Raw genomic sequence first — 13,874 nt, 5'->3', positions numbered from 1 at the left:
GTCCAGCGAGCCAATCAGGCTTGGCAGGACGGCGTTTTGATTTGACACCCTATCGTTGTCCAATTGTGAAAGCGAGAAAAATGATTTCCATCAAAAAAGCCCTGTTTGTCTTTGCCGCCGCTGTCGGAGTTGCCGCCTCGTTTGCCAGTAACGCGACCGAACATGCACGCAGACCGCCGGATACGTGCACCTATCTCTTGAACAGCTGCTATCAGGGCAATAACAATGACTGCGAACTCTGGTACGCACAGTGCGCCAACGTCGACCCTGAGTAAGCGGACTAAAGCAACAGACGAAAAAAACGCCCCGAAGGGCGTTTTTTGCTTATGCGGTCAAAAAATTACTTGGCCGACATCAATGCAACGGTGGTGTCGAGCATGCGGTTCGAGAAACCCCACTCATTGTCGTACCACGACGACACTTTTACCAGGCGGCCCGACACTTTGGTCAGGGTCGAGTCGAAGTTCGACGACGCCGGGTTGTGGTTGAAGTCGATCGAGACCAGCGGTTCGGTCTGGTACGTCAGGATGCCTTCCAGGGCGCCTTCCGACGCGGCTTTCATCAGCGCGTTGACTTCTTCCACGGTGGTGTCGCGCTTGGCGATGAAGGACAGGTCGACCAGCGACACGTTGATGGTCGGCACGCGGATGGCAAAGCCGTCCAGCTTGCCATTCAGCTCAGGCAGCACCAGGCCCACGGCGGCAGCGGCGCCCGTCTTGGTCGGGATCATGCTCATGGTGGCCGAACGGGCGCGGCGCAGGTCTTCATGCATCACGTCGGACAGCACCTGGTCGTTGGTGTAGGCGTGCACGGTGGTCATCAGGCCCGTTTCGATGCCGATGGCGTCGTTCAATGGCTTGACCAGCGGTGCCAGGCAGTTGGTGGTGCACGAAGCGTTCGAGATGACGGTGTCGGTCGATTTCAGCACGGAGTGGTTCACGCCGAACACGACGGTTGCATCGACGTCCTTGCCGCCCGGTGCCGAGATGATGACTTTTTTCGCGCCGCCCTTCAAGTGAGCCGAAGCTTTCTCTTTGGTGGTGAAGAAGCCCGTGCATTCCAGCACAACGTCCACGCCCAGCTCGCCCCATGGGATTTCAGCCGGGTTGCGCTGTGCGAATACGCGGATCGGATCGCCATTGACGATCATGTTGTCGCCTTCGACGGTGACGGTGCCCGGGAACTTGCCGTGCGCAGTGTCGTAGCGGGTCAGGTGGGCGTTCGATTTGGCATCGCCCAGGTCGTTGATGGCAACGATCTGGATATCCTGTTTCTTGCCGCCTTCGTAGAAAGCGCGCAATACATTACGGCCGATGCGGCCGTAGCCGTTGATTGCAACTTTGATCGTCATACTCTGCTCCTGATTAAAAAAAAGGTATCAGCACAGCCCCCCGGCACTACCTTGCCGGGGTCTGCTCAAAATCAATATTAGCCAGCGATAACGGCTTTAACCTTGGCTACGACATTCTCGACCGTGAAGCCGAAGTGCTTGAACAGCACGCCAGCCGGAGCCGATTCGCCGAACGTGTCGATACCGACCACGGCGCCTTCCAGGCCCACATACTTGTACCAGAAGCTGGTCACGCCCGCTTCGATGGCCACGCGCGGCACGCCTTTCGTCAGCACGCTGGCCTTGTAGGCGGCGTCCTGGCGGTCATACACGTCGGTCGACGGCATCGACACCACGCGCACGTTGATGCCTTCGGCAGCCAGCGCGCTGGCGGCGGCGACGGCCAGTTCCACTTCGGAACCGGTGGCGATCAGGATCGCCTTGGCGTCCGCCACGTCGTTCAGCACATAGCCGCCGCGGAAGATGTTCTCGATCTGTTCGGCGCTACGCTCCTGGTACGGCAGGTTCTGGCGCGAGAAGATCAGGGTCGACGGGCCATCCTTGCGGCGCACGGCGGCGCCCCAGGCAGCAGCCGACTCGACGGTGTCGCATGGACGCCAGTTGTCCAGGTTCGGGATCAGACGCATCGAGGAGACGTGCTCGACCGATTGGTGCGTCGGGCCGTCTTCGCCCAGGCCGATCGAATCGTGGGTAAACACGAAGATCGAACGCAGTTTCATCAGGGCGGCCATGCGCAGGGCATTGCGGCTGTAGTCGGAGAACGTCAGGAACGTGGCGCCGAACGGGATGTAGCCGCCGTGCAGGGTGATGCCGTTCATGATGGCGCTCATGCCGAATTCGCGCACGCCGTAGTTGATGTGGTTGCCAGGCTGGCCCGAACGCACGGCCACGCACTCTTTCCAGTTGGTCAGGTTCGAACCGGTCAGGTCGGCCGAACCGCCGAGGAATTCCGGCAGGGACGAAGCCAGCGCCTGGATGGCGTTCTGGCTGGCCTTGCGGGTGGCGATGTTTTCTTTCTTTTCCACGCAGGAAGCGATGGCGGCGCTCAGGGCCGCTTCGAATGCCTGTGGCAGCTCGCCCTGCATGCGGCGGCTCAGTTCCGCGGCTTGCTGCGGGAATTCACGGCCGTAGGCGACAAAGCGCTCGTTCCAGTCCGCTTCCAGCAGGGCGCCTTGCTTCTTGGCATCCCAGGCGGCGTACACGTCGGCCGGCATCTCGAACGGTGCGGCATCCCAGCCGATGTATTCGCGCACGGCGGCGATTTCCTTGTCGCCCAGCGCGGCGCCGTGGACCTTGTCGCCGCCTTGCAGGTTCGGCGAACCCTTGCCGATGATGGTCTTGCAGCAGATCAGGGTTGGCTTGCTGGCCGTCTTGGCGGCGGCGATGGCGGCAGCCACGGCGGCAACATCGTGGCCGTCGACGGCGCGGATGACGTTCCAGCCGTACGCTTCGAAGCGCGCCGGGGTGTCGTCCGTGAACCAGCCTTCGACTTTGCCGTCGATGGAAATGCCGTTGTCGTCGTACAGGGCGATCAGTTTGTTCAAGCCCAGGGTGCCGGCCAGCGCGCACACTTCGTGCGAAATACCTTCCATCAGGCAACCATCGCCGACGAAGGCGTAGGTGTAGTGGTTGACGATGTCGTAGCCAGGCTTGTTGAATTCAGCAGCCAGCAGTTGCTCCGACAGGGCCATGCCGACGGCGTTGGCGATGCCCTGGCCCAGCGGGCCGGTGGTCGTTTCAATGCCTGGCGTGACATCGACTTCCGGGTGGCCCGGGGTTTTCGAATGCATCTGGCGGAACGCCTTGATGTCATCCATCGACAGATCGTAGCCCGTCAGGTGCAGCAGCGCGTAGTGCAGCATCGAGCCGTGGCCGTTCGACAACAGGAAACGGTCGCGGTTCTGCCATTTAGGATTGGCGGGATTGTGGCGATAGTGACCGCTCCACAGGGCAACTGCGATCTCGGCCATGCCCATCGGCATGCCTGGATGGCCGGAGTTGGCCTTTTGTACAGCGTCCATTGCCAGTGCGCGGATCGCATTGGCCATTTTGGTAGTCGGGAGCGTAGTTGTCATGATGGTGTGGGTCAGTCGCGAGTTTGGGATTCGTTTGCAACAGCACGGACAGGGAAGCCGGCTGCTTTCTGTGGTCAAGTATTTTACCAGACTGGGGGACCGCAAATTAGAATTGCGGCGTACTGGCCCGCCAAATGGCTATACTTTGACGTCTTTCCACCCCACTTACACCCCCGTTGAGGATTTGCATGCCGCGTTTTTTCTGCCCCCAGCCGCTCGTTGCCGGCACCACCATCGCCCTGCCGGAGGCTGTCGCCCACCATATCCAGGTCGTGCGCCTGGCGCCGGGCGACCTCATCACCCTGTTCAATGGCGAAGGGGGAGAAGTGCAAGCGAGCCTGGTAACGGTCGCCAAGCGCAGCGTGACGGCTGAAATCCAGACGCACGTGGCGCGCGAGGCGGAACTGCCGTATGCCGTGACCCTGGCGCAGGCGCTGCCGGAAGCGTCGAAGATGGACTGGATCATCGAAAAAGCCATCGAACTGGGCGCGGCAGGCATCGTGCCGCTGTCGGCGCAGCGTTGCGTCGTGCGCCTGTCCGCCGAGCGGGCCGAGAAAAAACTCGCGCATTGGCAAGGCATTATCGTTTCCGCTTCGGAACAATGCGGACGCAACCGCCTGGCGCAGCTGGCGCCATTGCAAGAGTTCAATAGCTGGAGCAAGCAACAAGATTTGCATAAACGCATCATTTTGACGCCGCGCGCGGAGCAGTCGCTGGCCGACTGGGCGCGTCACCAGCCGCCGCAGGCGATCACCGTGATGGTGGGCCCGGAAGGCGGCTTTTCGGAAGCGGAAGAAAAAGCCGCGCTGGCCGCCGGCGCCATCGGCCTGGCGATGGGCCCGCGCATCCTGCGCACGGAAACGGCGGGCCTGACGGCGCTGGCCACGCTGGCGGCATTGTGGGGCGGGATGTAAGAGGCCAGAAACCATATTGAAGGCAATGCCGGGGGCGTTCCCACGCCTGCCGTGGACATAGCCAAAAAAAATGCCGCACCCTGTCTGACAGGGCGCGGCATTTTTACTGAAATCGTGTCTTTTGCAAGCCGCCGGCAAGCCGGCGGCCATCACACAATTAGAACTTCTTGTTGAACTCAGCGGTGAACTTCATCGAACGAGGTGCGGTGTAGCTCAGTACCGATTCATACAGAGCATAGCGTGCCTGGTTGGTGTTGTAGCGCTCAACCACTTTTTGCGTGGTTTGCGTGTCGAACACATTGAAGATGTCCAGTTTAACCGACAGGCCTGGCACATAAGCTGGTTTGTACGAAACGTTCAAGTCCAGGTTTTTGTCCCATGGCAGATTGCCCACAGCGCCACGTGGCGAAGGAACGTTCTGGTTGCCAGTTGCACCGAAGCAGTAGTGCGAAGCGGACTGATAGTTAAAGCCGATGTCGTCTGCCGACTGCGTGTTCGGATTGGTACCGACACACGAACGTGGGCGGCCCGAAGCGAGCAAGGCGGCTGCACCCAGGGTCCACTCTGGGGTCAGGTCGTAGAAGCCGTAAGCCTTGATCTGATGCTTACGATCATTTGGCAGGCGGCCGTCCGCATAGCGCATCAGTGCTGCGTAATCCCAGGTCTGGGTAGCGGCAACGTCTGCCTGGCCAGTCGTGGTATCGGACAGCGTCTGACCTTCGGTATTGCCGCTGCTGCGCGACAGGGTGTAGTTGACCTTACCATACCAGCCGTTACGGTATGGATGCTCAGCAAACACATCAAGTGCAGCGTAAGTACGCTTGGCCTTGTCGAAGCCCAGGTCTTCCTTCGTCAGGTGGACGCGGGTGTAGTTGGACTGCGTACCGGCGAAGTCAACCAGGAAATCATTTGCTTCGCCCGGGTTGAACGATGCGCAGTTGAAGCCGCCGTAGTTCGAAGTATCGATACCGTTACGCTTGGCGTATTTTGCGAATACGCGGCCATCGCAGAAGTCATCGATCGTCGATTTCAGGGTACGGTAAGTAACCTTGGCACCGAAATTCAGGCTAGGGTTGTAAGCCTTTTCAAAGCCCAGGGTCAACTCATCCTGGAACGATGGCTTCATGTCCAGTGCAGCAACGGTTTTCGGATCTTTTGCTTGGCCGAATTCGTTGTTTGCAGACAAGACATCCGTCAACTGGGTCAAGCCCGTTGGCGCACCATGTGCATCCGTACCCGTGTAAGCGTAGTACTGGTTGGTGTTCAGCGAACCGTTTGCACCGCGCAGAGCGATCACGGTTGGCATTTGCAGGGTGTAACGGCCAGCGCTACCGAATACTTTGAACGATGCATCGCCATTCACGTCCCACACTGCTGCTACGCGTGGAGCGTATTGGTTCTTCATCTCAATATACTTGGTGCCGTCCTGGTTGGCATTGTAGAAGCCTTCGCGACGCAGACCTGCGGTCAGCAACACGTCCTTCGTCACTTGCCAGCGATCTTCAATGTACTGAGCATCCTGACCAGCGAAAGCATTCGATACGGTCGAGGACAGGACACGCGACACATAATAACCTTGCGATGCGAGCGGGCCCTTGCCTGCCAGCGCGCCAACTTGGCCGCCAGGAACGTCAAATGGCTTGCTAGCATCCGGTGTCTTGCCGTACAACCACAGTGCGCCACCGGCCAGAGCGTCGCCAGCATCTGCCGAGGACATCTTGTTATTGTCCAGACCAGCACGCAGGGTGTGGTTGCCAATCTTGTATTCCAAATCCAGACGCTTGGACGTTACGCGGTCGATGGAACCATTGACTGGTTGATTGGTCGAGAACGGCTGGCCGCCCGTGTAGTTCAAGCCTGGCGCCTGATCCGCCTTTGCCGCAGTCACTTGTGCCAGCGTTGGATCGTAGCCCGTAGGCTCATAGATATGCTTGGCGCGCGACTGGCCATACAGGGCCGTGACGGTCAGGTTATCGGAAATGTTACCAACGTAGCGCGCAATGTTGGCTTCGCCGCCGTTCGGGTTGAATGGGCCGTATTCTTCGTGGGTAGACGAGTTGACCTTGCTGCCGACGGCGCGGGTCGCGTAATCATACGAGCGGAATTGCGTATCGGTCTCTGGCAAGTCACCGATCGTGGTGAACTCGATGCGATGATTATCGGAAATATTCCAGTCCAGCTTACCGAAGTAGCGCTGCGTGGTGGTCTTGTAATCGCGCCAGCCGTTATCACTGTTGGTCAGTGCGGTGCGGCCGCCAAAGACGCCATTGCTTTCGGCGCGAGTTTGTTCCAGTGCAACGAAACCGAACAAGGTATCCTTGATCAGCGGACCACCAACATAGGCGGAGTACTGTTTTTGCTCGAATTCATTGTCTTCGCGGCGAATACGCAGAGTCCCGTCTGTTTGCGGGAAAACACCGGTATTGCCGTAGTACATGTCACGCGACTTGGCGCGCAACGACTTCGGTGCGATCGAGACCAGTGCACCGGCTTCCCAGGTGTTGGTACCGGATTTGGTCGTGACGTTGACCACGCCGCCAACCGAACGGCCAAATTCAACGCCGTAACCACCCGTCAAAACCTGAGCTTGAGCGATCGCGCCAAATGGGAGCTCCATCGCGCCCAATTGGGACAGCGGGTTGGTTACCGGGAAACCGTTGATGTAGTAGGCATTTTCCGAAGCGCCGCCACCACCGAAGCTGGCTCCGGCGGGATAGGTCGGATCGCCACGGGTGGTATTCGGGGAGAGTTGAACGATTGCCTCGACGTTACGCGCGATCGGCAACTTGTCCAGCTCGCGCGCGGTAAAGGTCGCGCCATTGGTCGAGCTCGAGATATCGATGCGGTTGCGACGACCCGTCACTTGCACGGCCTGAACGCCGCCAGCAACAGGGAAAATCGCCTCGACGCCTTGACCGGCCAGCACTTCCAGCGACGTGGTGCCAACAACCGATTCACCCTTCTTCAGCGTCACGGTATAGGTGCCGATAGGCAGACTCGTGGCACGGAATGAACCGTTTGCATCAACTGCCGTGGAGCGCGTCTGGTTGGTACCATTGTTTTGCAACACGACGGTATCGCCAGCGCCGCTGCCGACCTTACCAAAAATACTACCTGCTGCGTTCGACTGCGCCATGACGGGAGCAACGACCATGGCGGACATGGCGCCGGCGCTGAAGGCCAGCGCCAGCGCACGAACTAAAACTGTTTTTCTCAACATGTGGTTTCCTAATTATTAGATTAAGCGTCTCTGGTAGAGTTGCTTGGTAAATTTTAAGCACTAAATCATGTTTAATACGTTTTTATTTCCGGTTTTAGTTTTTGATGATTTGACACTCTCCCACCACTGATATGGCAGGCTTCAGACAAAACAGGAAAAACCTACTTGCCTAAGCGATACATAAAACCATATGCGATTGTTCACTGTCAACATAGTAGGAAAATATGATGTAAAGATACAACAAAATGAATGGAGCCGGACAATGGCAAATGCGTCCAAGATTGTGCGGCAATGCACCAATTTGATGCACTGCAAAAAAACGCATATTAATATGCGAAAAATTATTGTTTGAAAACACACGACGTTGCGCTCGCCTCTCGCCATGACCACAACCTGGAATGCCTGCAATGGCGCTCCTGCAGCCGCTGAAACGCCGCCTTCCGAGGATGCGAAGCATGCGGGATGGCGGCAGACCTGTTGCAGATTGACAACACACAATGGAATTGAACTATTCAAACCTGAGGTTTTCAATTACATTGTATGAATACTTCTCGCGGAGTTATTTGCGTTTGAATATAAGTTATTAGACGCATCAACGATTATCAGTATCCCGCAATAGAATTTCCATATTCAGTATTAGAATAAAAAAACAAATAGAAACACACCCTGAATCCCCCCCCTGAGAAATAAAAAATCAGCGCCATCAAAAAATTCATATCTGAGAAATCAGAAAACATAACGCAATAATGCAATGCCCTTATCGATCGATGAAAATCGCATGGATAACATCTGCAGTTATTGCATACAATAATCTGGAATTAAAAACAGGTCTTGATGGCCGGCGCCGGCTCGCAGTTTCCTCCCATGCGCGCAGGTTAAATGTGGCAACACCAGCAGCACGCTGACCCGCCATGCCACGATGGCAGCCTTCCCGAGGCTGCGCAACATGCCCTCTCCCCGCATCGCTGCAGCACCTCTTGTCCATTCAACTTGGCAAGAAAATTCATAATTTGCCTATACATATTGATATTCAATTTCTTATTGCCGCTTCAAAAATCGTCTGATCAACAAGTATGTAATTTGATATCGCAACAACAGCGCACCGTGCACAAAATGGGCAATATCTAAAAACAGGCAACGGCCCCGGCCATCAAGCCTTCGGACAGAGTCAGCCTGTCGCATTGCCAATGCCTGCCGTGGCGGCGAAACGACAGGCTGGCGCACCAGAATGGTGCGCTGCGGAAGCTCGCTGTCGTGCCGCGTCATCGCGTCAGGCATCCGGCGCGAACGTGGCGTCAGGAGACGCGCCGCTTCCCGTGCGGCACCCGGCCGCCGACAACGAGCATGCGACAGGAAAATGGCCCAACATCCGCCCAGGCCGCCATGCATTGCCTGCAAGAAGGAGTAAAATGCCGCCTTGCGCCGCGCCACGCGGCTGCCCACTCTCCGCTAGATACGGAGCCCTGCACTTTTCGGATAGACACCATGTTGCGACTCAACGAAGTAAAACTCCCCCTCGAACACGACGAAGCGGCCCTGCCCGCCGCCATCCTGGCGCGCCTGGGCATCGCTGCGGCCGATTTGCTCGGCTTTACCGTCTTCAAACGCAGCTATGACGCGCGCAAGCGCAGCGCCGTGGTGTTGATTTACTCGCTGCATGTGGACGTCAAGAATGAAGCGGCCGTGCTGGCGCGCCTGCAGCACGATGTGCACCTGATGCCCGCGCCCGACACCGACTATAAATTCGTTGCCGGCGGCGAACAGCTGGCTGGCCACAGCACTGAACCGCGTCCCATCGTCATCGGCACGGGCCCGTGCGGCCTGTTCGTGGCGCTGATCCTGGCGCAGATGGGCTTGCGCCCCCTCATCCTGGAACGGGGCAAGCAGGTGCGCGAGCGCACGGTCGACACCTTCGGCTTCTGGCGCAAGCGCGAACTCAATCCCGAATCGAACGTGCAGTTCGGCGAAGGCGGCGCCGGCACCTTCTCGGACGGCAAGCTGTACAGCCAGATCAAGGACCCCAAGCACTACGGCCGCAAGGTCTTGACGGAATTCGTCAAGGCGGGCGCGCCCGAGGAAATCATGTATGTGAGCAAGCCGCACATCGGCACCTTCCGCCTGGTCAAGATGGTGGAAGAAATGCGCGCGAATATCGAGCGGCTGGGCGGCGAATACCGTTTCAGCAGCAAGGTGGTCGATCTCGACATCGCGCCCGGCCCGGACGGCGGCCAGGTGCGCGGCGTGGTGCTGGACAATGGCGAAACCATCGCCAGCAACCACGTCGTGCTGGCCATCGGCCACAGCGCGCGCGACACCTTTGAAATGCTGCACCGCCGCGGCGTGTACATCGAGGCGAAACCGTTCTCGATCGGCTTCCGCGTGGAACACCCGCAATCCCTGATCGACAGCTGCCGCTTCGGCCCCAGCGCCGGCCACCCGATCCTGGGCGCGGCCGACTACAAGCTCGTGCACCATGCGAGCAATGGCCGTTCCGTCTACAGCTTCTGCATGTGCCCGGGCGGCACGGTGGTGGCGGCCGCCTCGGAACCGGGCCGTCTGGTGACGAACGGCATGAGCCAGTATTCGCGCAACGAGCGCAACGCCAACAGCGCCATCGTGGTCGGCATCACGCCGGCCGACTATCCGGGCGACCCGCTGGCCGGCATCGCCCTGCAGCGCGAACTGGAAGAGCGCGCGTTTGCCTTGGGCGGCGGCAACTACGATGCCCCAGGGCAATTGGTCGGCGACTTCGTCGCTGGCCGCGCCTCGACGGAATTTGGCAGCGTGGTGCCGTCCTACAAGCCGGCCGTGCACCTGACGGACCTGGCGCCCTCGCTGCCCGAATACGCGATCACGGCGCTGCGCGAAGCATTTCCGGCGTTCAACAAGCAGATCAAGGGCTACTACAAGGCCGACGCCGTGCTGACGGGCGTGGAAACGCGCACCTCGTCGCCGATCCGCATCAAGCGCCGCGACGACGACCTGCAAAGCCTGAACACGCGGGGCCTGTTCCCCGCCGGCGAAGGCGCCGGCTATGCGGGCGGCATCCTGTCGGCCGCCGTCGACGGCATCAAGGTGGCCGAAGCGGTGGCGTTGTCGATGGCGGCGCGCGGCTAAGCCACGCGGTCCCCGCGCTGCGGCAGGACGAAAAAAACCGACACTACCGTGTCGGTTTTTTTATGCCTGCGCCCTGTTTAAAACTTGTACGAGGCATTCAGGTAGCCGGTGCGACCGCGCGGATCGTAGTAGCGGTCGTCATAGCCGAATTGCTGGCCGCGGTTCGTGCCGGACGTCGATGGCACGAATGGCGGGCTCTTGTCGGTCAGGTTCAGCACGCCTGCGGTGAGGACCCAGCTCTTGCTGGGTGTCCACACCGTCTGCCAGTCGAGGGTCGAATAAAAGCCCACCTGCATGCGGATCTTTTCCTGGCCCGTCACAGCGCCGGAGGCGTCGAGCACATCGACCGACGTTTCCTGGTCCTTGTAGCCGGACAGGAAGTTGACCGTCAGCGAGTTGGCCCAGTTGCCCGTTTTCAGGGTATTCGTCCACTGGCCGCGCGTGCGGAAAGTCACCGTGCCCAGATCGGCGAAGTTGCCCAGCGCCGAATAATACTGGCCATTGCGTTCCAGCTGCACATCCTCGCGCAGCATCTGCGTCGCGTTCAGCTGCGACGTAAACAGGCCGATGCCGGAGCGGTAACGGGCGCTGACATCGATATCGACACCGGTGGCAAACGATTTACCGAGGTTCTGGTTATCCGCCAGGAAGGCCAGATAAGTCGTCCCCGTGCCCACGTCCTTGTTGACGCCCCAGGATTTCGGGAAGTTGGCCGGATTGGCGAACACCAGCTGTTCCGTCAGTTGGCCGAAGGAATCGCGGATCTGCACATGCCACAGGTCGGCGCCCAGGGTGATGGCGCTGATCGGCTCATAACGGAAGCCGATGGTCGCCTGTTTCGATTTCTCAGGCTGCAAATCGCGGTTGCCGCCTGCCAACTGGTCGTACTGGCGATTACCAGGCTGACATTCTGCATTCAGACGCGTGGCGATCGCTTGCAGGGCTGGCGAGCACGTGTACTTGTCGCTGGTGACGCCATAGCCGCGCTGCAGGGCGTTGACTTGCGGAACTGTCGGTGCATGGAAACCATTACCGACCGAACCGCGGATCAGCAAGGTGGGGGCCGGCGTCCACTTGAAGCTGGCCTTGGCCGTGGTGGCGCCGCCGAAGTCCGAGAATTCATCGAACCGCAAGGCCGCGCCCAGTTCCAACTCTTTCAGCACGGGGGCGATGATTTCACCGAAGATACCCTTCGAGGTGCGGCTGGCGCTGTATGGCTGACTGCTGGCAGCGTCGCCAAAACGCTGGTCGCATTCCAGGCCCGTCGTGCCGCCGCACAAGGTGCCTTTTACCGGATCGGCCAGGATGCCTTGCGCAAACGGGCTCGGCTTGGCCGAGAATTCCTCGCGGTTGATGTTGGCGCCCACACCCAGCATCATGGCGCCCCCTGGCAGGCGCCGCACTTCCGTCGAACCATTCAAATTGATGGTTTGCAGGCGCGAGGTGCCGCCATCCCAGTAGCCGGAGAAGGTGGCCGCCTTGATCGCTTCCTGTGCCGCAGCCGATTGCTTGCCCGGGCCGACGAAGGGATCGAGCAAGCCGCTCGACGTGAGGTTATTGACGGCGATGGCGCCGGGATAGCCGGCAATACTGCCTTTTACGCGGCTTTCCGAGAAATTGTACGACGCATTGTAGTCCCAGCCGGCAGCGACGCCGCGCGTGCCGACCACCACACTGGCGAAGTCGGCCGTATCCTTCGAGGTACGCTGGCCCATGTCGAACAGCCGGTAAAATGCCGTGCTGTCGCCCGTAATGCCAACGGGCAATAAATACTTGTCATGCAGGGGCGTGCCCGCATCGACGGCAATGGCGCCAGGCACGGGGGCGATACGCGAGGTTTGCTTGGTGCGCGACAACAACACGTCCGCATACACTTCGTGGCCGGCGACCTTGAACGTGCCCGAGGCCATGAAGTTGTCGCGTTTGCGCTCCGGGTAAATCTCCAGGTCCTTGGTGAAGTCGTAGCCGCAATAGTCATCGACCAGGCCGCTGCCATCGTTATACGGCTCGATCACGCGGAACGTCTTCGTGGGACAAGCCCCGTTGGTCTTCTGGAATGGGCTGATCAATTGCCCCTGGTCGTCGGTGGCGTTGGCCGGAATCGGGCTGGCCGAGAATTGCTGCTTCTGATAGCGCTTGCCATTGGCCGAGAATTGCACCTTGCCCGTACTGGCGAACTTGCGGTCGACGGAAGCGAGCTTGTCGCGCTCATCGTGGCCAAAGGTCAGCACCACGTTGTAGCCATCGTCCTCCAGGCTGCCAAAGCCCTTGGTGGCGCTGATGCGTTTCTCACGCGCACCGTTTTTGGGCGCGGAATAGCCGATGGAGACATCGCCTTCCGTCGTGTCGTGCTTGGTAATGAAGTTGACCACGCCGGCAATGGCGTCGGCGCCGTACAGCGCGGACGCGCCGTCGGTCAGCAGCTCAACGCGCTGAATGGCTGAAATGGGAATCGAATTCAAGTCGAAACCGGCGGCGAAGCCCGTCAGGGTCTGGCCGCCGAACTGGGCCAGGCGCTTGCCGTTCAGCAAGACGAGCGTACGCGTCTCACCCACGTTATGCACGGAAATACCGGAGAAACCGAAGGTGCTGCCGCCAACCGAGGAACTTTCGCTGGTGGCGCCCTGAGCGGAAGAGAGTTTCTTGACCAGGTCGGTGACCGAGGTGGCGCCCGAAGTACGGATGGCTTCGGCAGTCAGCACGGTGACGGGCAAGGCGCCTTCGGCGGCGATGCGCTTGATCGACGAGCCGGTGACTTCGACGCGCTGAATCTGCGTATCGGCCCCTTGCGCGTCCTGCGCGATCGCCGACTGTGACGCAACGGACAGCGCCGCGGCCACGCCACCAGCGCAAACGATGCGCACAGCATGAGAGATGACGGTTTCTTTAAGCATGGTGAACCCTTTTCATTGTACGTTAGACAAGCAACGGATTTGCTATCCGCACTGCATTCGTTCACTTCAAGGCACTCTTTGCACCGCACATTCTTCAGGTCTCGGCCCCAGCAAGGAACCCCACGACATTTGCGCGGAAACAGACACTAAATAACCGAAAGTTAACTCGGAAACTACATGAAATCACAATGCCAATCTTGGTGTCAACAGAACTCAGCACGTGTATGGCACGCATACAACATTGTGAAAACAAGGGAGGATTGGATCACGCAGGCCACCTGAAGGTGGCGCAAACGCAGGCCT

The 13,874-nt window shown here is 59.2% G+C and carries 7 protein-coding genes; 3 read left to right on the top strand and 4 right to left on the bottom strand.

Annotated elements, in window-relative coordinates:
• Window positions 1-80: 80 nt before the first annotated feature.
• The gene (locus tag BZG29_RS06540) at window positions 81-275 is read left to right on the top strand and encodes a hypothetical protein (RefSeq protein WP_077400267.1); all 195 of its coding nucleotides are present in this window, start codon (window positions 81-83) and stop codon (window positions 273-275) included.
• Between the two features lie 65 nt (window positions 276-340).
• Here BZG29_RS06540 and gap read toward each other — a convergent pair whose 3' ends face one another.
• Window positions 341-1,351 carry a type I glyceraldehyde-3-phosphate dehydrogenase gene (gene gap, locus BZG29_RS06535; protein WP_010395244.1) on the bottom strand — a complete coding sequence of 337 codons (1,011 nt, stop codon included), beginning with the start codon at window positions 1,349-1,351 and terminating at the stop codon, window positions 341-343.
• A 77-nt stretch (window positions 1,352-1,428) separates the two neighbouring features.
• The gene (gene tkt / locus BZG29_RS06530) at window positions 1,429-3,426 is read right to left on the bottom strand and encodes a transketolase (protein WP_077400264.1); all 1,998 of its coding nucleotides are present in this window, start codon (window positions 3,424-3,426) and stop codon (window positions 1,429-1,431) included.
• A gap of 188 nt (window positions 3,427-3,614) precedes the next feature.
• Between tkt and BZG29_RS06525 the strand changes: the two genes are divergently transcribed.
• Window positions 3,615-4,340, top strand: coding sequence for a 16S rRNA (uracil(1498)-N(3))-methyltransferase (locus BZG29_RS06525; RefSeq protein ID WP_077400261.1), 726 nt, complete (start codon window positions 3,615-3,617; stop codon window positions 4,338-4,340).
• A gap of 157 nt (window positions 4,341-4,497) precedes the next feature.
• Here the strand turns inward: BZG29_RS06525 and BZG29_RS06520 are convergent, their stop codons facing one another.
• Window positions 4,498-7,560 carry a TonB-dependent receptor gene (locus BZG29_RS06520; protein WP_077400257.1) on the bottom strand — a complete coding sequence of 1,021 codons (3,063 nt, stop codon included), beginning with the start codon at window positions 7,558-7,560 and terminating at the stop codon, window positions 4,498-4,500.
• 1,485 nt (window positions 7,561-9,045) lie between these two features.
• Between BZG29_RS06520 and BZG29_RS06515 the strand changes: the two genes are divergently transcribed.
• A complete protein-coding gene (locus BZG29_RS06515; RefSeq protein ID WP_077400254.1) occupies window positions 9,046-10,677 on the top strand; it encodes an NAD(P)/FAD-dependent oxidoreductase in 1,632 nt (543 codons plus the stop codon).
• A gap of 77 nt (window positions 10,678-10,754) precedes the next feature.
• Here the strand turns inward: BZG29_RS06515 and BZG29_RS06510 are convergent, their stop codons facing one another.
• On the bottom strand, window positions 10,755-13,571 hold the full coding sequence (locus BZG29_RS06510; protein ID WP_077400251.1) for a TonB-dependent siderophore receptor: 2,817 nt from the start codon (window positions 13,569-13,571) through the stop codon (window positions 10,755-10,757).
• Window positions 13,572-13,874 lie beyond the last annotated feature (303 nt).

Source organism: Janthinobacterium sp. LM6 (assembly GCF_002002885.1).
Taxonomy (GTDB): domain Bacteria; phylum Pseudomonadota; class Gammaproteobacteria; order Burkholderiales; family Burkholderiaceae_D; genus Janthinobacterium; species Janthinobacterium kumbetense.
This window is presented reverse-complemented; position numbering and strand designations above follow the sequence as displayed.